Raw genomic sequence first — 18150 nt, forward strand, 5'->3', positions numbered from 1 at the left:
GGGTTTCGCCACCTGTTCGCGCATCAGCGAAACCCAAAGTGAAGAGAAAGGCGTCCGGCGATCCGGGCGCCTTTCTTTTATCCAAAGCAAGGGGGGCAGTCGCGCCGCCTGTCAGGCCTGCTGGGCCAGCCGCGCTTCGAGCACGTCGAACGGCACGCCCGGTTCATCCTTGGCCCCGCGGATCACCAGCGATGTCTTGACCGAGGCGACATTATCCGCGCTCGTCAGCTCCTCGGTCAGGAACCGCTGAAAGCTGCGCAGGTCGGGGGCCACGCATTTGAGGATGAAATCCACCTCGCCATTCAGCATGTGGCATTCGCGCACAAGCGGCCAGTCGATGCATTTACGCTCGAAGGCGGAAAGGTCCACCTCGGCCTGACTGACCAGCCCGACCATGGCGAAAACCTGCACCTCGAACCCCAATTCGCGGGCGTTGACATCGGCATGATAGCCCGTGATAAACCCTTGCTCTTCCAGCGTGCGCACGCGGCGCAGGCAGGGTGGCGCGGAAATGCCGACGCGGCTGGCCAGTTCGACATTGGTCATGCGACCATCGGCCTGCAATTCGGCCAGAATCATCCGGTCAATTTCGTCGAGTTTCGTGCCTGGCATTGGGTTCCCCATCAATTTTGCCGAATACTACGTTTTTTGCTGCGGCTACGCAATAATATTTCACACTTCGGCAACAATAGAACGCGACGTCTGGCCCTTCCAACCTGTGGATCGGGGGGCTATATCGGGGGATATATTCAGCAAGAGGTCTGCCATGCCCGATACCCGTCATACCCGCGTTCTGATCATCGGCTCTGGTCCTGCGGGCTATACCGCGGGGGTCTATGCGGCGCGCGCGATGCTTGAACCTTTGCTGGTGCAGGGGATGGAACCGGGCGGTCAATTGACCACCACGACCGAAGTCGAAAACTGGCCCGGCGACACAGAGGTCCAAGGCCCCGACCTGATGCTGCGCATGGAGGCCCATGCCCGCGCCATGGGCTGCGAGATCGTGCAGGACATCATAACCTCGCTTGATCTGCAAAAGCGCCCCTTTACCGCCATGTCCGACAGTGGCACGGTCTATACCGCCGATGCGGTGATCCTGTCCACCGGCGCGCGCGCCAAATGGCTGGGCCTGCCGACCGAGGATAAATTCAAAGGTTTCGGCGTCAGCGCCTGTGCGACCTGTGACGGGTTTTTCTATCGCGGGCAGGAAATCGTCGTCGTTGGTGGCGGCAATACGGCCGTGGAAGAGGCGCTTTTCCTGACCAATTTCGCCTCTAAGGTGACGCTGATCCACCGCCGCGATGAATTGCGCGCTGAAAAGATCCTGCAACAGCGGCTGGAAAAGAACCCCAAGATCGAAACGCTCTGGTTTCACGAGGTCGCAGAGGTGTTCGGCACCGACAGCCCGCTGGGCGTCGAAGGGATCCGCGTGCGTGATGTGCGCAATGGGGCGATCACCGAAATCGCGGCCAAGGGCGTGTTCATCGCCATCGGCCATGCGCCTGCGTCCGAATTGGTGCAGGGCCAGCTGGAAACGCATAACGGCGGCTATGTCGTTGTCGAACCGGGCAGCACGCGCACCGCGATCCCCGGTGTCTTCGCAGCGGGCGATCTGACCGATCACGTCTATCGGCAGGCGGTCACCAGTTCCGGGATGGGCTGCATGGCGGCGCTGGATGCCGAACGCTTTCTGGCGGCCCAGCATGACCTGCAGGATGTCAAAGCCGCCGAATAGACGATCTGGATTTGCCCCGACCGGCCCGGCCGTGCTGGCGGCCTGCGCCTGCGGGGTGATCTGTTCGCGGATCCTCGGGCAGATTGGTCCAGCGTCCCGTTCCTGCCGCACCGGCTGGAAAAGCAGTCTTTTCGGCGCAGATTACTAGACAATGACGCGCCACGGGGTCTATGCCACGGCAACGGTAACCAGCGATGTCAGTGAAAATCATGCCGCAAGATTTGGCCCCTATCCCCGAACTTTATGTCTCTTACGAGAGCGCCCAGAAACTCAAGTCAGAGGCGGGCGATCTTGTCAGCCATGACATGACGCCGCGCCAGATCTGCGATCTGGAGCTCTTGATGAACGGCGGGTTCAACCCGCTGAAAGGGTTTCTATCCGAGGCCGATTACACCAGCGTCGTGGACAATATGCGCCTTGCCGATGGCGCGCTGTGGCCAATGCCGATCACGCTCGATGTCAGCGAAAGCTTTGCCGACAAGGTGACAATCGGGCAGGATATCGCGCTGCGCGATCAGGAAGGCGTGATCCTGGCGACGATGACCGTCACCGACAAATGGGTGCCGAACAAGGCGCATGAGGCCGAAAAGGTTTACGGCGCCGACGATTCGGCCCATCCGGCGGTGAATTACCTGCATAATACCGCGGGCAGCGTTTACTTGGGCGGCCCTGTCACTGGCATCCAGCAGCCGGTGCATTACGATTTCCGCGGTCGGCGTGATACGCCCAACGAATTGCGCGCGCTGTTCCGCAAATTGGGCTGGCGCAAGGTCGTGGCCTTCCAGACCCGCAACCCCTTGCACCGCGCGCATCAGGAACTGACCTTTCGCGCAGCGCGTGAAGCACAGGCCAATCTGCTGATCCATCCTGTCGTGGGCATGACCAAACCGGGCGATATTGACCATTTCACCCGCGTGCGCTGTTACGAAGCGGTGCTGGATCAATACCCATCTGCCACCACGACGATGTCACTGCTGAACCTTGCCATGCGCATGGCTGGCCCGCGCGAAGCGGTCTGGCACGGCCTCATTCGCAAGAACCACGGCTGCACCCATTTCATCGTCGGCCGCGACCATGCCGGGCCGGGCAAGAATTCCGCCGGGCAGGATTTCTATGGCCCCTATGATGCGCAGGACCTGTTCCGCCAGCATCAGGCGGAAATGGGCATCGAAATGGTCGATTTCAAACAGATGGTCTATGTACAGGACCGTGCGCAATATGAACCGGCCGATGAAATCGCGGACCGCGACAAGGTGACGATTCTGGATATTTCCGGCACCGAACTGCGCCGCCGCCTGGCCGAAGGTCTGGACATCCCCGAATGGTTCTCTTTCCCGCAAGTGGTGGAAGAACTGCGCAAAAGCCGCCCCGCACGCGCCAAACAGGGCTTTACCGTGTTTTTCACCGGCTTTTCAGGGTCCGGCAAATCGACCATCGCCAATGCGCTGATGGTCAAGCTGATGGAAATGGGCGGGCGGCCGGTCACATTGCTGGACGGCGATATCGTGCGCAAGAACCTGTCGTCCGAACTGGGGTTCAGCAAGGAACACCGTGACCTCAATATCCGGCGCATCGGCTATGTCGCGTCAGAAATCACCAAGAACGGCGGCATCGCGATCTGTGCGCCCATCGCGCCCTATGCGACAACACGGCGCGCCGTGCGCGAGGATGTCGAACAATTCGGCGCTTTCGTCGAGGTCCATGTCGCCACCTCGATCGAGGAATGCGAACGGCGCGACCGCAAGGGTCTGTATAAACTGGCCCGCGCGGGCAAGATCGCGGAATTCACCGGAATTTCCGATCCCTATGATGTGCCCGAACAGCCCGAACTGCGGCTTGATACCGAAAACCAAAGCGTGGATGCCTGCGCGCATCAGGTGATCTTGAAGCTGGAAAGCCTCGGGTTGATCAAGGGCTAAGCCAAGGTGTGGCCTGCATCATGATGCAGGTCACGGAAAATGCGGCTGCGGGTGGCGCCTTAATGCACGGTCACCGGGCGCATATGGTTTTCGCGCGCCAGATGGAACGCCAGATTGCGGTCCGCCACCAGCGCCAATTGCTCGCCCTTGGTGTTATGGACGGCGAATACCTTCTGCAGATCGCCGATTTCGGCGCGCAGATCATCGGGCAGGTCGGCGGTCAGCACGGGTTTGACATAGACGATATCCTGCCCCAGCGTTTTCAGATCGTATTTCATATTCATGGCTTACCCTTTCCTGATATTGATGGTCTGGACCACGCGGTCGGGCACGGACCGTGTCAGATCGACATGCAGCAGGCCGTTTTCCATCACCGCCTCGCCGACATCGACGCCGTCGGCCAGCACGAAAGACCGCTGGAACTGCCGCGCGGCGATTCCGCGATGCAGATAGATGCGCCCTTCGCTGTCGTCGCGCTGGCGGCCACGGATCACCAGTGAATTATCCTCGACCGTGATCGCCAGATCGCTTTCGGCAAAGCCGGCAACGGCCAGCGTGATCCGATAGGATGTCGCCGAGGTCTGTTCGATATTATAGGGGGGATACCCGTCATTGCCGGTTTTGGCAGTGCGTTCGACCAGCCTTTCCAGCTGTTCGAATCCCAAAAGGAACGGATGGGTTCCCAAAGCCATTTTCGTCATAAGACATGCCCTTCGTGCAAGCGACTGTCGGTGTGGCCCCATAGGCGGCGGCCTGTAGGAAATATGGGTGCCGATCCGGGCCTGATCAAGAGGAAGTATTAGTATGTTGGCCCGACATTGTTTATCTAGGGCAGATCAGCTGCGGGATGATGCCTTTCAATGACGACCTTTGCCAAGATGAATGAAATCGACGTCCTGCGCGTCAAGCTGGAAATGCTCAAGCACCAGCACCGCGATCTTGACGCCGCGATCGCTGCGCTGCACGAACGTGCCGCCACCGATATGCTGACGGTCAAGCGGCTGAAAAAGCAGAAACTGGCGCTGAAAGACCAGATCGTCGCGCTCGAAGACCGCATTCACCCCGATATCATCGCCTGATCTGGCGTTGCGGTGGCCCCGCGCATGGCTATAGTGCCGCTTCAAGTTTTGGGACGGGATCATCGCAATGACGCAACCACGGGTCGGGATTATCATGGGCAGCCAGTCGGACTGGCCCACCATGCGCGAGGCGGCGGATATGCTGGACCAGCTTGGGGTGGCCTATGAAAAACGCATCGTTTCCGCGCATCGGACACCTGACCGGCTGTGGGATTATGGCAAGGGCGCTGCGGCGCGCGGTTTGCAGGTCATTATCGCAGGCGCAGGCGGTGCGGCGCATCTGCCCGGCATGATGGCGTCGAAAACGCGGCTGCCGGTGATCGGCGTGCCGGTCCAGACCAAGGCGCTGGCCGGTGTGGACAGTCTTTATTCCATCTTGCAGATGCCGCGCGGCTATCCCGTGGCGACAATGGCGATTGGCGGCGCAGGGGCGGCGAATGCGGGGCTGATGGCGGCGGGCATCCTTGCCTTGCAGGATGCAGATCTTGCCGCGCGGCTGGATGCATGGCGCGCGGCCTTGTCTGCCTCGATCCCGGAAGAACCTGTCGATGAGTAATCCTTTGGCGGTCGGAGCGACCATCGGCATTCTTGGCGGTGGACAATTGGGGCGGATGCTGTCGGTGGCGGCGTCGCGGCTGGGGTTGAAAACACATATCTACGAGCCGGGCGCATCCCCGCCCGCAGGCGAGGTCGCGCATCGCGTCACAACGGCCAGCTATGACGATGTCGCCGCATTGACCGCCTTTGGTCAATCGGTCGATGTGATCACCTATGAATTCGAAAATATCCCTACCTCGGCGCTGGATCTTCTGGAACAGCTGGCCCCGATCCATCCTGGGCGACAGGCGCTGGCGACCAGTCAGGACCGGCTGACCGAAAAGAGCTTTCTGCAAGGGCTGGGCCTGACGACCGCCCCTTTTGCCGATGTGCCCGATATGGCGGCGCTAGAGGCGGCGCTTGCGGCCATCGGCGCGCCTGCGATCCTGAAAACGCGGCGCATGGGCTATGACGGCAAGGGGCAGACACGGATCAAGACGGCGGATGATGGCCCGCGTGCTTTCGCCGATATGGCGGGTGCGCCAGCGATCCTGGAAGGCTTTGTCAATTTCAGCCATGAAGTCTCGGTGATCGGTGCGCGCGGGCAGGACGGGTCCGTGGCCTGCTATGATCCGGGCGAAAACCTGCATCAGGATGGCATCCTGCGCATGACCAAGGTCCCGGCGAAACTGACCGCCAGCCAGCGCAGCGATGCGGTGCTGATCGCGGCGCGCATCCTGAACGCGCTGGATTATGTCGGCGTCATGGGGGTAGAGCTGTTCGTCACGCCAGAGGGGCTGATCGTCAATGAAATCGCCCCGCGCGTGCATAATTCCGGCCATTGGACCCAGAACGGCTGCACCATTTGCCAGTTCGAACAGCATATCCGCGCCGTGGCGGGCTGGCCTTTGGGCGACGGGTCACGCCATGCCGATGTCACCATGGAAAACCTGATCGGCGACGATATGGCAAAACTGGCCGATTACGCCAAAACCGATGCCGCCATCCATCTTTACGGCAAGGCAGAGGTGAAACCCGGCCGCAAGATGGGCCATGTCAACCGCATCTTCCGAGCCTAAATATCCCCGCCGGAGGCTTGTCGCCCCGCAGGGGCGGCAAACATCACTCGGTCCCGAGGATCACATCCGTCATCGTCAGGTCCGGGTCAAAGCGGCCATTGCGCAAAAATTCCAGCACCTGGGTGATGACCACCGGATTGTTCATCATGAACGTATGCGTCACCGGCAGCACGATATGATCGGCCATGCCGTCAAGACGCGTCGAAAAGACCGATACCTTGCCGTCATCTGGCCCTTCGATCAATGTGGAATAGACCGGGTTCAGGCTGCGGTTGCCCGCGATGATGCCGATCTCGAAGGGCAGGTAATCAAGCGTGTTGGGGTAACTGTCCGCTTCGGTGCCAAGCTGCAACCCTGCCGGGCCGTTGACCCATTGGAAGGGTTCGAAATCACCGAAGATATCGACCAGTTCCGACCCGGCATTGGGGGGCCCCAGCATGACGACGCGGCCCATCTTTTCGGGGCGGTTCGTGGTCAGCCAGGCGCGCGCAAGGATGCCGCCCATCGAATGGGTCACGAAATTCACGCGCCTGTCGCCGCAGGCGGCCACATCCTCGCTGACATGATCGGCGACAAGCTGCGGGATCGTGCTTTCGGTTGATGGATAGCCGCGGTTGATGACCCGGTAACCTTCGCCTTCAAGGACAAGCGCCATGGCGGTCATCGAAATCTCGGTCCGTGCAAGGCCGTGCAGCATGACGACGCAATCCTGCGCGGCTACAGGCGCGGCCACGAAGGCCATCATGACAGAGGCGACAATTGCTTTCATAATGGGGTAAGTAGGCATCGCCGTGCCGATGCGGAACCCCCGAACGGATCAGAACCTAACGTCGCGCGGGCAGGGCGATGGCGATCCCGCCCAGAACCAGCAGCCCCGCCAGGATCAGCCGCGCTGTCACCGGCTCTGCCAGCAGCAGCGCACCGGCGACGACGGTCAGGACCGGCACGCTCAATTGGGCGATACCGGCAAGCGTGGCGGCGATCTGCGGCAGAACCCGGTACCACAAAGCATAGCCAAGCCCCGAGGTGATCGCCCCTGCGATGACGGCGGTTGTGATACCGGCGGCGGATAGCTGGCCTGCATCCGACAAGGGCAGGGCCAGCAGCACCAGCGGCAGGCATAGCAGGAAATTCGCGGCACTCGCCCCCAGGGCATCCGGCTCTCTGCCCCCCAGCAGCGTATAGCCGGCCCATGCAAGACCCGCGATGATCATCGCGCTGGCACCGCCCCAAGGCAGCGCCTGCGCACCCGATGGCCACAGCAGAACACAAAGCCCGCCAAAAGCCACCAATGCCCCCAGCCAGCGCCGAGGCGGGATCGCCTGCCCCGCGGCGACGGACCAGCCAAAAATCACGACCTGGATGACACCGAACAGGATCAAGGCGCCGATGCCTGCCTCCAGGCTGAGATAGGCCCATGAAAAGCCGATCATATAGCCTGCAAGACAGCCAGCCCCCGCGATCCTGCGGCCCGACCATAATGCCGGGCGCGCGGTGCCGCGCAAACCGATCAGCGCCCAGAGCATCAGCCCTCCCGCCGCCACGCGGATCGCGGCGAAATCCATCGGATCCATGCCATAGCGCGCGACACCCAGCCGGGTCAGGACCGAATTTGCGGCAAAGGCGGACATCGTCACGACCAGCAAGACGAAAATTCTGATCACATCGCTGTCCCACATGCCGTGATGGATTGACCGCTGTCACTAGGTCAATCGCGCCGAAACGGCAATGGGGCGGATGCCCATGCGCGCTGTCAGCCGGCTTTGGATGCAGTTTTGGGGTCGATGAAAGCCGCTGTCACCAAGGGTTTGTTGTTGCGGACGTGACGTTCCACCAGCTTGCGGGCCTGTTTGCGTGCCAGGCTGGCGCGGGCGGGCTGGGGGTTGTCCAGCAGGCTCAGCAGCCGCGGGAAAAGCTGGAAAATGCGGGTCACTGACGACCAAGGCAGGCATTTATACATCTGCGGTGCGATCAGCAGGCTTTCCGCCCAGGCGCCATTGGCCATGACAATTTCATGCGCGTCGCAGAGGAAATGGTAATAGGTGACACCCTCTGGCGTGGCGGCGATTTCAACGCCCGGATGGCCCAGCAGATGTTTCGCCGCGACACAGACCTCTGGCACCTTGCACATCCGTTCCACAATCGCCGAGGCGACCAGGATACGGTGCTGCGGTGACACGGTCAGATCGGCCGATGGCATATGCGGCCCCAGCGCATTCTGGCGGATCAATATTGGCTGCGCCTGTGGTTTTGCCGCCAGCGTAGCCGCATCGGCATGCCAGCTGCCGATCCAGCGCAAGGGCTGATATCCGTGATCCAGCGTCAGCACCAGGTCACCGGTTTGCAGGTCTTCGACCGCTTTGAGGCCGGTTGCGGTGGTGATCAACGTGCCTTTGGCGAAACAGACGATCCGCCCGGACAGGGCAATATCATCGACCCAGACTTCACCGGCATTTAATCCTGTCCGTCCGGCAAACGAAAACCCCCAGTCGGACTGATCTGCAGATGTTAACCCCGAGCGTCCATCCACTTGCGGGATCTGGGCCGTCAGTTCCAGCTTGGTCGCCGTATTGAGCTCTTCATTCATGATCAACCTGACAAGGCCTGTCTCGCTGACCGATACGTTCATGTTCAAAACCCTCAGAAACTCCAGATTTGCCGCAAAATCACCGGAATTTTGCGAAACCATCTGGCTGAGGACCGTCCCGTTCCAGACGATCTGGACCCGGTCGCTGGCGGGCAGGACCCTGATCGCCAATCCTTCGGACACACCGTTTTCAAGCGCACCGCCGGTGCCGCCCGGCAGGGTCGATGTGTTGCCAAAGTTGAACGAGTAACCGTTAATCTTGCCATTGCCGGTCGAGGCACCGCTGTTGTCAATCAGGTCGACCCGCGCGTTCATCGTAAAGTCTGAAATGACCGGCTTGGCTGTTTCGTCTGAATCGGCACGGAACGGTTCGCGGAAAAATTCGGCAAAGCCGCCGACGTTGCGGCCGTCATACAGCACCAATTCCCGATCAGCGTCACCATCCTGACGACTCGCTTGGATCGTCGTGTTCAAGGCCGGAGCACCCCCCGGGTTCCCCGGGCTGGTTCCCGGCTGCGAGGTCGTGGTCAGGTTTCCCGAAACAGGAGATTCGGGATTATCGAAATCATTTGTATATGTGAATGTTTTGTCGGCCATATTGCGCACCTTTCCTTGTCGCAAACAAAGGCCTTGCGCGACAATTTACCCCCGAAACAACTCTGCCCGAAAATGCGGACAGACCCGTGACGGGTAATGTTACCAGACTTTCTGGCTTTTTTGAGGCGCGGCCCGGCGCAGGTCGGCGATATTCAAAGAAAGGTGATGTCCAAAGAAAAAGGGCGGGCCACGATGGGACCGCCCTTTCGCTGGTGCAATGGTGCTGCCAGCCCAAATCCTGATGGATCTGGACTTACATCATGCCGCCCATGCCACCCATACCGCCCATGTCACCCATGCCGCCGCCGGCATTGCCGCCGTCTTTCGACGGTTTGTCGGCGATCATGGCTTCGGTGGTGATCAGCAGGCCTGCGACGGATGCCGCATCTTGCAGGGCTGTACGGACAACTTTGGCCGGGTCGATGACGCCGAACTTGAACATGTCGCCATATTCTTCGGTCTGCGCGTTAAAGCCAAAGGACTTGTCGCTGCTTTCGCGGATCTTGCCCGCAACAACAGAACCGTCCACGCCCGAGTTTTCCGCGATCTGGCGCAGCGGTGCCTCGATCGCCTTGCGGATGATCGAAATACCGACGTCCTGGTCAGAGTTCGCACCCTTGAGACCTTCCAGCACCTTGCCGCCCTGGATCAGGGCCACACCGCCACCGACGACAACGCCTTCCTGGACAGCGGCACGTGTCGCGTTCAGCGCATCGTCAACGCGGTCTTTGCGCTCTTTCACTTCGACTTCGGACATGCCGCCGACGCGGATGACGGCCACACCGCCAGCCAGCTTGGCCACACGTTCCTGCAGTTTTTCGCGGTCGTAATCAGAGGATGTATCCTCGATCTGGCCACGGATCTGCGCAACGCGGGCTTCGATCTCGGCCTTGTCGCCAGCACCGTCAACGATGGTGGTCTCGTCCTTGGTGATCGAGATACGCTTGGCCGAACCCAGCATGTCGATGGTGACGTTTTCCAGCTTCATGCCCAGATCTTCGGAAATCACCTGACCACCGGTCAGAATGGCGATATCCTGCAGCATCGCCTTGCGACGATCGCCAAAGCCGGGGGCCTTGACCGCTGCGATTTTCAGACCGCCGCGCAATTTGTTGACGACCAAAGTCGCCAGCGCTTCGCCTTCGACATCTTCAGAGATGATCAGCAGTGGCTTGCCGGACTGGATCACGGATTCCAGCAGGGGCACCATTGGCTGCAGCGAGGACAGTTTCTTTTCGTGCAGCAGGATGATCGCATCCTCCAGCTCGACTGTCATTTTCTCTGGGTTGGTCACAAAGTATGGCGACAGGTAGCCGCGGTCGAACTGCATGCCTTCGACGACAACGGTTTCTGTTTCCAGACCCTTGTTTTCCTCGACGGTGATCACGCCTTCATTGCCGACTTTCTGCATCGCATCGGCGATCTGACGACCGATTTCAGCTTCGCCATTGGCAGAGATCGTGCCGACCTGCGCGACTTCGTCGCTGTCGTTCACGGGACGGGCTGCGGCCTTGATCGCTTCGACGACTTTCGATGTTGCCAGATCGATCCCGCGCTTGAGATCCATCGGGTTCATGCCGGCGGCGACAGATTTCATGCCTTCGCGGACAATCGCCTGTGCCAGAACGGTCGCAGTCGTGGTGCCGTCACCGGCTTCGTCATTGGTGCGGTTGGCCACTTCTTTGACCATCTGCGCGCCCATGTTCTCGAACTTGTCTTCCAGTTCGATTTCCTTGGCCACGGACACACCGTCCTTGGTGATGCGCGGTGCGCCAAAGGATTTGTCGATGACCACGTTGCGGCCTTTGGGGCCGAGGGTCACCTTGACGGCGTCGGCAAGGATGTTGACACCCTTGAGCATCCGGTTGCGCGCGTCGGTGCTGAACTTGACTTCTTTAGCAGCCATTTTCATGTGCTCCTTGAATTATTTGAAAGGGGAAAGGCGGCGCCGCAGGATCACATGATCCCGAGGATGTCGCTTTCCTTCATGATCAACAGCTCTTCGCCGTCGATGCGGACTTCGGTGCCGGACCATTTGCCAAACAGCACTTTGTCGCCTGCCTTGACGGCCATCGGGATCAGCTCGCCGCTGTCCTTGCGCGCGCCTTCGCCCACGCTGACGATTTCACCCTCTGCGGGCTTTTCCTTGGCGGTATCGGGAATCAGCAGACCGCCCTTGGTCTTCGCATCGCTTTCGATACGGCGGACCAATACGCGATCGTGAAGTGGTTTAAATGCCATTTCAGAACTTCTCCAGTTCGGTTAACCTTGCTGTTGGCACTCAGCGAGCCCGAGTGCCAACATCGGGTAGATATGAACCGATCACGCAGCTGTCAACAGCCCGCCAGCCGATGCGAAGATGTTTTTGTCAGGGCTTGTCGGGCGGTGTCTTGTCATCCTCTGACAGGATGCGCCATGCGTCGCCTTCAAGGTCTTCGTATTGATTGGCCCGCAAGCTCCACAAGAAGGCGGCAAGGCCCAAGGCCCCCAGCACCAGCGAGACGGGGATCAGGATCACAAGAACGTTCATACCCGTCCTTTCAGGCGTAGCGCGTTCACCAGCACGGTGATCGACGAGGTGGACATGGCAATCGCGGCCAGCAGCGGGGTGGCGAAACCGGCAACCGCAATCGGGATCGCGATGACATTATAGGCCGCCGAGATGGCAAAGTTTTCCACGATCCGTTTCTTGGCCGCCCGCGCGACCAATGGCAATTCGATCAGCGGGGTCAGGCTGTCGTTCAACAGCACGATATCGGATGCCGCGCGCGAGGCATCGGCGGCGGTGGCAGGCGACAGCGAGGCATAGGCCGCGCTTAACGCGCCGGTGTCGTTCAACCCGTCGCCGACCATCAAGACCTTGGCGCCGGCTTTGGACAGGGCCTCGATATAGCGGATCTTATCCTCGGGCTGGGTTTCGGCCTGCCAGCGGTCGATGCCCAAGACCCGCGCGACCCGCGCTGTTTCGCCCCGGTCATCGCCGGATACCAGATGCACGGCCAGCCCCTGTTTTTGCCATGCGGCGACCAAGGCCTGTGCGCCCTCGCGCAGACCGGCGTGCAGCGTGATCTTGCGCGGCGCATTCTCGCCGATCTGCAGATAGGTGCCCGTGCCAGCGCCCAGCCATGCGCCGGACCCAAGACGAACACTCTGGCCCTGCCAGATCGCGCCAAGGCCCTTGCCGGAATGTTCTTTCTGCGCGGTCAGGCTGGCGGGGGTCACGCCTTGCAATGCAGCGGCGATGGCCTGCGATACGGGGTGGCTTGCGTCTTGGGTCAGCGCAAGGGCCACGGCCTGTTCATCTGCCGTCAGCGCATCACGGCTGGCCACCGGCATGGTCAGCGTGCCGGTCTTGTCAAATACAACGGTATCCACTTCGGCTAACCGTTCCAGCGCTGTGCCGTCCTTGACCAGCAATCCTGCGCGGAACAGACGCCCCGCCGCGATGGTGGATACCGCAGGCACCGCCAGCCCCAAAGCGCAGGGGCAGGTGATGATCAGCACGGCCACGGCGATATTCACCGACAAACGGATATCGCCCGACCAGAACACCCAGCCCGCAAAGGTCACCAGCGCCAACAGATGCACCATCGGCGAATAGAATGCCGCCGCGCGGTCGGCGATGGCGGTGTATTTGTTGCGCAGGGCCTCGGCCGCATCGACCATGGTGACCATCTTGCGCAGCGTCGTGTCCATGCCCACGGTCGCCGCACGGATCGTCAGCGGGCCGGTCATATTGACCTCGCCTGCCGTGACCTGCGCGCCGGTGGCGGCATGGTGCAGGCGGCTTTCGCCGGTCAGCATGGACCGGTCGATCTGGCTGGCGCCCTCGGTCACGGTGCCATCCACGGGGATACGCCCGCCCGGCAGAACCAGCACCAGATCGCCGACGGCAAGATCGGCGAAATCGACCATCTCGCGCGCGCCATCCCGCAGGCGCATGACGCGCGGGACCTCTAACGCCGCCAGTTGTGCGGCGGCAGAGGCCGCGGCCTTGCGGCTGCGATGGTCCAGATAGCGCCCGATCAGCAGGAAGAACACCAGCGATACCGCCGCCTCGAAATAGGCGTGTTCGCCGCCATAGACGGTCTCGAACAGGGACATGCCCGTCGTCAGGATCAAGGCCAGCGAGATCGGCACATCCATGTTCAGCCGCCGCACGCGCAGCGCGGACCAGGCATGCTGAAAGAAAGGCTGGCCCGCATAGGCGACAGCGGGGATGGAAATCGCCGCACTGATCAGGTGGAACATATGCTGCGTCGCACCCATCGCACCGGACCAGATCGCCACCGACATCAGCATCACATTCATCATGGCAAAGCCCGAGACCGCGATGCGGGTCATCAGCGCGCTGCCGACAGGGTCTTTTTCCGCGCTCAGCAGGCTGGCATCAAGGCTGCGCGCCTCGAAGCCCGCCAGTTCCAGCGCATCGATCAATGTTTCGGGGGCCATGGGGCGGTCAAGACCAACCGTCACGCGTTTCATCGACAGGTTGACGCGGGCAGAGGCGACGCCGTCCAGCTGTTCCAGTGCGCGTTCGGCGCCGGTGATACAGGCGACGCAATGGATCGCGGGCAAGGACAGCATGACCTGTTCAACCCCGCGCGAGGCGGCCTTTTTCAGTGTGCCTTCGGGGATGCCGATACAGGCAGGGCAGGCGGCTGTATCGCTCATCTGTCACGCAACTGGATACGGCGGCGGAAAATCGTGCCATCCGCGGATTCCAGTTCCAGCCGCAGGTTCCAATAGCCATCGCGCGACGGCACCATCGCGGCCAGCGCCGTGCCATTCCATGCGAAATCGGGGGTATGATCCTCGCCGGTATGGGTGGCGCGGCCAAAGATCGCCTTGCGCACCTTGGGTTGGACCGGCGCGCCATCCGCATCATGGATCGCCAGCGTCAGCAAGCCATCATCCAGCGTGGCAACCACATCCCAGCCCAGCGCGTCCTGTGCGGTGCGGTTCACCTCGAAGGTCTGGCTGGCGACATAGGTGCTGCGCGCCTCGACGCCGGGAAAGGTAGATACCGCCATATAGGCCATGCCGAAATTGACGGTGATGATGATCCCGAACCCGCCGACCATGACGGCCAGCATATGTTTGCCGGTGAATTCACGGGGTTTTTGGATATCTGCGGTCATTGCGCGGCCCTTCCGTTGAAAATGGTATCGGTGAATGCCCGTTCGCCGGTGATCGCATCCTCGACCCAGAACCGCAGCTCGGTGCGATCAGCGCTGGCCGCAGGCGTGCCCGGCGCGGCAGAGACATAGACGCGCTGCAACATGGTTTCATTGGCAGGCACGGTGACGATGTCGCGGTCTTCCCCTTCCAGCGTGATATCAAGCGGCTGATCCGATACCAGCGACAAGGTAAAGGCCCGGTCATCGCCCAGTTTGTTCAACAGGCGGATGTCATAGATATTGCGCACGGTCCCGTCGCTGAGCACGACGAAGGTCGGGTTGCGCACCGGTGACACGGTCATTTCAAGATCGGCGCGGATGAACATCGCAAAGACCAGCCCCACGCCAATCAGCGCCCAAAGCGCGGTATAAAGCATGGTGCGGAACCGCAGCACATGCGCCCAGATCGGCTTGGCCGGTTTGCCTTGGGATTCCGCCTCTTGGTCGGACAGGGCCAGATAATCGATCAAGCCGCGCGGCTTGCCGATCTTGGCCATCACATCGTCGCAGGCGTCGATGCACAAAGCACAGGTGATGCATTCCATCTGCTGGCCGTCGCGGATGTCGATCCCCGCAGGGCAGACATTGACGCAGGCCATGCAATCGATGCAATCGCCGGCACCCGCGACGCGCTGCTTGCCGCGTGGTTCACCCCGCCAGTCGCGATAGGCGACGGTCAGCGTTTCAGGATCCATCATCGCCGCCTGAATGCGCGGCCAGGGGCACATGAAATTGCAGACCTGTTCGCGCATGAACCCGCCAAAGACAAAGGTCGTGGCGGTCAGCACGCCAATCGTGGCCCAGGCGATGAAGGGCGCCTGGAATGTCACCAGATCGCGCGCCAGCGTCGGGGCATCGGCGAAATAGAACACCCAAGCCCCGCCTGTCGCCACCGCGATCAGCAGCCAGACGATCCATTTCGTCAGCCGCAGCCGGATTTTATGGGCGTCCCATTTGGCCTTCCACAGGCGGACACGGGCGTTGCGGTCGCCTTCGATCCAGCGTTCCACTAGGATGAAAAGGTCGGTCCAGACCGTCTGCGGGCAGGTATAGCCGCACCAGACGCGGCCAAGCGCCGAGGTGAACAAGAACAGCCCCAGCCCCGCCATGATCAGCAAGCCTGCGACGAAATAGAATTCATGCGACCAGATCTCGATCCAGAAGAAATAGAACCGGCGATGCGCCATATCGATCAGCACCGCCTGATCAGGCAGGTTCGGCCCACGGTCCCATCTGATCCAGGGCGTCAGGTAATAGATGCCCAGCGTCACCGCCATGACCCACCATTTGAGATTGCGGTAAAAGCCTTTGACGCGGCGCGGAAAGATCGGCTCTCGCGGCGTGTAAAGCGGTTGGGTTTCTGAGGAAGACATCGGATACCTTGTCAAATCGGGTCTGTTCGCAGTTTCGGTTCTATAGACCGGGGCGCAAATATCCTTGATGTGGATCAAGCATCCCGCTCGCTTTTGGTTTTGAACGGGCGTAAGTCAGATCGCATGCAGATCATCCGCCTTGATAATACGCCCACCCTTCCGCCTTGGCGCAGGCCCATTGCGCTGTTGTTCGTGATGGCGATGGCCATGCCCGTGGCCTTTGCGACATGGTCGGCGCTGTTGAACAATTTCGTGATCGAGCTGGCCGCGTTCGACGGCGCAGACATCGGCTGGCTGCATTCGGTGCGCGAGATCCCGGGCTTTCTTGCCATCGGGGTGATCGCGCTGATCATGTTCATCCGCGAACAGGTGCTGGGGCTGGTGGCCTTGGTCATGCTGGGCGCGGCCACGGCGGTGACAGCGCAATTTCCCAGCCTTGCGGGTATCCTGACCGTGACGATGCTGTCCTCGATCGGGTTTCACTATTACGAGACCGTCAATCAATCGCTGCAATTGCAATGGATCGACAAGAAGAAAGCGCCGCAGACGCTGGGCTGGCTGTTGTCGGCGGGATCAGCCGCAACGCTGGTGGTCTATCTGCTGATCGTGCTGACATGGGACCGGCTGGGCCTGAGTTTCAGCCTTGTCTATTGGCTGTCTGGCGGGTTCACAGCCCTTGTCGCGGTCTTTTGCCTGCTGGCCTATCCGCAGTTTGAATCGCCCCATCCGCAGAACAAACGCATGGTGCTGCGCCAGCGGTACTGGCTTTATTATGCGCTGCAATTCATGTCGGGCGCGCGGCGGCAGATTTTCGTCGTCTTCGCAGGTTTCATGATGGTCGAGAAATTCGGCTTTACCGTGGCCGATATCACCCGGCTTTTCATGTTCACGCTGCTGGTCAACATGATCGCGGCACCTTTTCTGGGGCGGCTGGTGCAGGTGTTCGGCGAAAGGCGCGCGATGGTCATCGAATATGTCGGCCTGACCGGCGTGTTCTTTGCCTATGGCGGGCTTTATTATTTCGGCTGGGGTGTCGCGCTGGCGACCGGGCTTTATATCATCAACCACATCTTTTTCAGCCTTGCGCTGGCGATGAAGACCTATTTCCAGAAAATCGCCGACCCTGCCGATATCGCCCCCACAGCGGCGGTCGCCTTTACCATCAACCATATTGCGGCGGTGTTTCTGCCCGCGCTTTTGGGCTATGTCTGGCTGACTGATCCCGGCTATGTGTTCATGCTGGCCGCGGCCATGGCGCTGGCCTCGCTCGGGCTGTCGCTGCTGATCCCGCGCCACCCCGGCCCCGGACATGAGACCGTGTTCCAAAGCCGCCTGCTGGTCGCGGCAGAGTAGAAATCGACCAGTCCGCCCCTATATCTGAAGCACAGCACAGGAGCCCGCTATGTTTTTCATGAAAAGCGCCAAATCCGAAATGGTCACGCCCGATGCCGCCCTGAAAGGCCGCGCGCATCCGATCCCCACAGCCACGACACATTTTGTCTATGGCACACCGATCAGCGCGGATGTGCCTGCGGGGATGGAAGTGGCCATGTTCGGCATGGGCTGTTTCTGGGGCGTCGAACGCATGTTCTGGAAACTGGACGGCGTGCAATCGACGATGGTCGGCTATGCCGGCGGCTATACCCCCAACGCCATCTATGAAGAGGTCTGCACCGGCCAAACCGGCCATAACGAGGTGGTGCGCGTGGTCTATGACCCCAGCGTGATCAGCTACGACCAGCTGTTGCAAGTGTTCTGGGAAGGCCATGACCCGACCCAAGGCATGCGGCAGGGCAATGATCGCGGCACGCAATACCGGTCCGGCATCTATACGTTCAACGCGGCACAAAAACAGGCGGCAGAGGCCTCGCGCGACGCTTTTGCCCCGCGTCTGACACAGGCGGGCTATGGTGCGATCACCACGGAAATCATCGACGCGCCGACGTTTTACTTTGCCGAAGATTATCACCAGCAATATCTGGCCAAGAACCCGAATGGTTATTGCGGGATCGGCGGCACGGGTGTCACCTGTCCGATCGGTGTCGGTGCTTGACGGCGCGGTGG

Annotated in this window: 19 protein-coding genes; 7 read left to right on the forward strand and 12 right to left on the reverse strand. The window is 60.8% G+C overall.

Going from position 1 to position 18150, the window contains the following annotated elements:
• Positions 1-111: 111 nt before the first annotated feature.
• On the reverse strand, positions 112-612 hold the full coding sequence (locus tag LOKVESSMR4R_RS03110) for an Lrp/AsnC family transcriptional regulator (RefSeq protein WP_204248713.1): 501 nt from the start codon (positions 610-612) through the stop codon (positions 112-114).
• Between the two features lie 154 nt (positions 613-766).
• Between LOKVESSMR4R_RS03110 and trxB the strand changes: the two genes are divergently transcribed.
• Together trxB and LOKVESSMR4R_RS03120 are read left to right on the forward strand one after the other, a co-directional pair.
• A complete protein-coding gene (trxB, locus tag LOKVESSMR4R_RS03115; RefSeq protein ID WP_087206261.1) occupies positions 767-1735 on the forward strand; it encodes a thioredoxin-disulfide reductase in 969 nt (322 codons plus the stop codon).
• Between the two features lie 194 nt (positions 1736-1929).
• Positions 1930-3654, forward strand: a complete 1725-nt coding sequence (locus LOKVESSMR4R_RS03120; RefSeq protein ID WP_237331890.1) for a bifunctional sulfate adenylyltransferase/adenylylsulfate kinase — start codon at positions 1930-1932, stop codon at positions 3652-3654.
• Between the two features lie 59 nt (positions 3655-3713).
• Here LOKVESSMR4R_RS03120 and LOKVESSMR4R_RS03125 read toward each other — a convergent pair whose 3' ends face one another.
• Entirely contained in the window at positions 3714-3938 is a 225-nt protein-coding gene (locus LOKVESSMR4R_RS03125; RefSeq protein WP_087206262.1) for a DUF1150 family protein, read from the reverse strand.
• Positions 3939-3941: 3 nt separating this feature from the next.
• Entirely contained in the window at positions 3942-4355 is a 414-nt protein-coding gene (locus LOKVESSMR4R_RS03130; RefSeq protein ID WP_087206263.1) for an Hsp20 family protein, read from the reverse strand.
• Positions 4356-4514: 159 nt separating this feature from the next.
• Here LOKVESSMR4R_RS03130 and LOKVESSMR4R_RS03135 point away from each other — a divergent pair, with 159 nt between their 5' ends.
• From LOKVESSMR4R_RS03135 to LOKVESSMR4R_RS03145, 3 genes are all read left to right on the forward strand, one after another.
• Positions 4515-4733 carry a YdcH family protein gene (locus LOKVESSMR4R_RS03135; RefSeq protein WP_087206264.1) on the forward strand — a complete coding sequence of 73 codons (219 nt, stop codon included), beginning with the start codon at positions 4515-4517 and terminating at the stop codon, positions 4731-4733.
• A gap of 67 nt (positions 4734-4800) precedes the next feature.
• Positions 4801-5289, forward strand: coding sequence for a 5-(carboxyamino)imidazole ribonucleotide mutase (gene purE, locus LOKVESSMR4R_RS03140; protein WP_087206265.1), 489 nt, complete (start codon positions 4801-4803; stop codon positions 5287-5289).
• Positions 5282-6349 carry a 5-(carboxyamino)imidazole ribonucleotide synthase gene (locus LOKVESSMR4R_RS03145; protein WP_087206266.1) on the forward strand — a complete coding sequence of 356 codons (1068 nt, stop codon included), beginning with the start codon at positions 5282-5284 and terminating at the stop codon, positions 6347-6349. Before purE ends, LOKVESSMR4R_RS03145 begins: the two co-directional genes overlap by 8 nt.
• Positions 6350-6392: 43 nt before the next feature.
• Here LOKVESSMR4R_RS03145 and LOKVESSMR4R_RS03150 read toward each other — a convergent pair whose 3' ends face one another.
• From LOKVESSMR4R_RS03150 to ccoG, 9 genes are all read right to left on the reverse strand, one after another.
• Positions 6393-7118, reverse strand: coding sequence for an alpha/beta fold hydrolase (locus LOKVESSMR4R_RS03150; protein WP_087206267.1), 726 nt, complete (start codon positions 7116-7118; stop codon positions 6393-6395).
• Positions 7119-7173: 55 nt separating this feature from the next.
• Entirely contained in the window at positions 7174-8010 is an 837-nt protein-coding gene (locus tag LOKVESSMR4R_RS03155) for a DMT family transporter (RefSeq protein ID WP_237331953.1), read from the reverse strand.
• 92 nt (positions 8011-8102) lie between these two features.
• Positions 8103-9533 carry a Hint domain-containing protein gene (locus tag LOKVESSMR4R_RS03160; RefSeq protein WP_087206269.1) on the reverse strand — a complete coding sequence of 477 codons (1431 nt, stop codon included), beginning with the start codon at positions 9531-9533 and terminating at the stop codon, positions 8103-8105.
• Between the two features lie 253 nt (positions 9534-9786).
• A complete protein-coding gene (groL, locus tag LOKVESSMR4R_RS03165) occupies positions 9787-11439 on the reverse strand; it encodes a chaperonin GroEL (protein ID WP_087212500.1) in 1653 nt (550 codons plus the stop codon).
• 50 nt (positions 11440-11489) lie between these two features.
• Positions 11490-11774 carry a co-chaperone GroES gene (locus LOKVESSMR4R_RS03170; protein WP_087206270.1) on the reverse strand — a complete coding sequence of 95 codons (285 nt, stop codon included), beginning with the start codon at positions 11772-11774 and terminating at the stop codon, positions 11490-11492.
• A gap of 127 nt (positions 11775-11901) precedes the next feature.
• Entirely contained in the window at positions 11902-12063 is a 162-nt protein-coding gene (gene ccoS, locus LOKVESSMR4R_RS03175) for a cbb3-type cytochrome oxidase assembly protein CcoS (protein ID WP_087206271.1), read from the reverse strand.
• On the reverse strand, positions 12060-14207 hold the full coding sequence (locus LOKVESSMR4R_RS03180) for a heavy metal translocating P-type ATPase (protein ID WP_087206272.1): 2148 nt from the start codon (positions 14205-14207) through the stop codon (positions 12060-12062). Before LOKVESSMR4R_RS03180 ends, ccoS begins: the two co-directional genes overlap by 4 nt.
• Positions 14204-14674, reverse strand: a complete 471-nt coding sequence (locus LOKVESSMR4R_RS03185; protein WP_087206273.1) for a FixH family protein — start codon at positions 14672-14674, stop codon at positions 14204-14206. Before LOKVESSMR4R_RS03185 ends, LOKVESSMR4R_RS03180 begins: the two co-directional genes overlap by 4 nt.
• Complete coding sequence (gene ccoG / locus LOKVESSMR4R_RS03190) at positions 14671-16086, reverse strand: cytochrome c oxidase accessory protein CcoG (RefSeq protein ID WP_087206274.1); 1416 nt, start codon at positions 16084-16086, stop codon at positions 14671-14673. Before ccoG ends, LOKVESSMR4R_RS03185 begins: the two co-directional genes overlap by 4 nt.
• Positions 16087-16209: 123 nt before the next feature.
• On the opposite strand from ccoG, the gene LOKVESSMR4R_RS03195 reads away from it, so the two are divergent.
• Entirely contained in the window at positions 16210-17439 is a 1230-nt protein-coding gene (locus tag LOKVESSMR4R_RS03195) for an MFS transporter (RefSeq protein WP_087206275.1), read from the forward strand.
• A 49-nt stretch (positions 17440-17488) separates the two neighbouring features.
• The gene (gene msrA, locus LOKVESSMR4R_RS03200) at positions 17489-18139 is read left to right on the forward strand and encodes a peptide-methionine (S)-S-oxide reductase MsrA (RefSeq protein ID WP_087206276.1); all 651 of its coding nucleotides are present in this window, start codon (positions 17489-17491) and stop codon (positions 18137-18139) included.
• Positions 18140-18150: the final 11 nt, after the last annotated feature.

Source organism: Yoonia vestfoldensis (assembly GCF_002158905.1).
Classification (GTDB): domain Bacteria; phylum Pseudomonadota; class Alphaproteobacteria; order Rhodobacterales; family Rhodobacteraceae; genus Yoonia; species Yoonia vestfoldensis_B.

Coding starts and splice junctions, on each gene's coding strand:
- LOKVESSMR4R_RS03110 (WP_204248713.1), bottom strand. CDS start 612: ATGCCAGGCACGAAACTCGACGAAATTGACCGGATGATTCTGGCCGAA.
- trxB (WP_087206261.1), top strand. CDS start 767: ATGCCCGATACCCGTCATACCCGCGTTCTGATCATCGGCTCTGGTCCT.
- LOKVESSMR4R_RS03120 (WP_237331890.1), top strand. CDS start 1,930: ATGTCAGTGAAAATCATGCCGCAAGATTTGGCCCCTATCCCCGAACTT.
- LOKVESSMR4R_RS03125 (WP_087206262.1), bottom strand. CDS start 3,938: ATGAATATGAAATACGATCTGAAAACGCTGGGGCAGGATATCGTCTAT.
- LOKVESSMR4R_RS03130 (WP_087206263.1), bottom strand. CDS start 4,355: ATGACGAAAATGGCTTTGGGAACCCATCCGTTCCTTTTGGGATTCGAA.
- LOKVESSMR4R_RS03135 (WP_087206264.1), top strand. CDS start 4,515: ATGACGACCTTTGCCAAGATGAATGAAATCGACGTCCTGCGCGTCAAG.
- purE (WP_087206265.1), top strand. CDS start 4,801: ATGACGCAACCACGGGTCGGGATTATCATGGGCAGCCAGTCGGACTGG.
- LOKVESSMR4R_RS03145 (WP_087206266.1), top strand. CDS start 5,282: ATGAGTAATCCTTTGGCGGTCGGAGCGACCATCGGCATTCTTGGCGGT.
- LOKVESSMR4R_RS03150 (WP_087206267.1), bottom strand. CDS start 7,118: ATGAAAGCAATTGTCGCCTCTGTCATGATGGCCTTCGTGGCCGCGCCT.
- LOKVESSMR4R_RS03160 (WP_087206269.1), bottom strand. CDS start 9,533: ATGGCCGACAAAACATTCACATATACAAATGATTTCGATAATCCCGAA.
- groL (WP_087212500.1), bottom strand. CDS start 11,439: ATGGCTGCTAAAGAAGTCAAGTTCAGCACCGACGCGCGCAACCGGATG.
- LOKVESSMR4R_RS03170 (WP_087206270.1), bottom strand. CDS start 11,774: ATGGCATTTAAACCACTTCACGATCGCGTATTGGTCCGCCGTATCGAA.
- ccoS (WP_087206271.1), bottom strand. CDS start 12,063: ATGAACGTTCTTGTGATCCTGATCCCCGTCTCGCTGGTGCTGGGGGCC.
- LOKVESSMR4R_RS03180 (WP_087206272.1), bottom strand. CDS start 14,207: ATGAGCGATACAGCCGCCTGCCCTGCCTGTATCGGCATCCCCGAAGGC.
- LOKVESSMR4R_RS03185 (WP_087206273.1), bottom strand. CDS start 14,674: ATGACCGCAGATATCCAAAAACCCCGTGAATTCACCGGCAAACATATG.
- ccoG (WP_087206274.1), bottom strand. CDS start 16,086: ATGTCTTCCTCAGAAACCCAACCGCTTTACACGCCGCGAGAGCCGATC.
- LOKVESSMR4R_RS03195 (WP_087206275.1), top strand. CDS start 16,210: ATGCAGATCATCCGCCTTGATAATACGCCCACCCTTCCGCCTTGGCGC.
- msrA (WP_087206276.1), top strand. CDS start 17,489: ATGTTTTTCATGAAAAGCGCCAAATCCGAAATGGTCACGCCCGATGCC.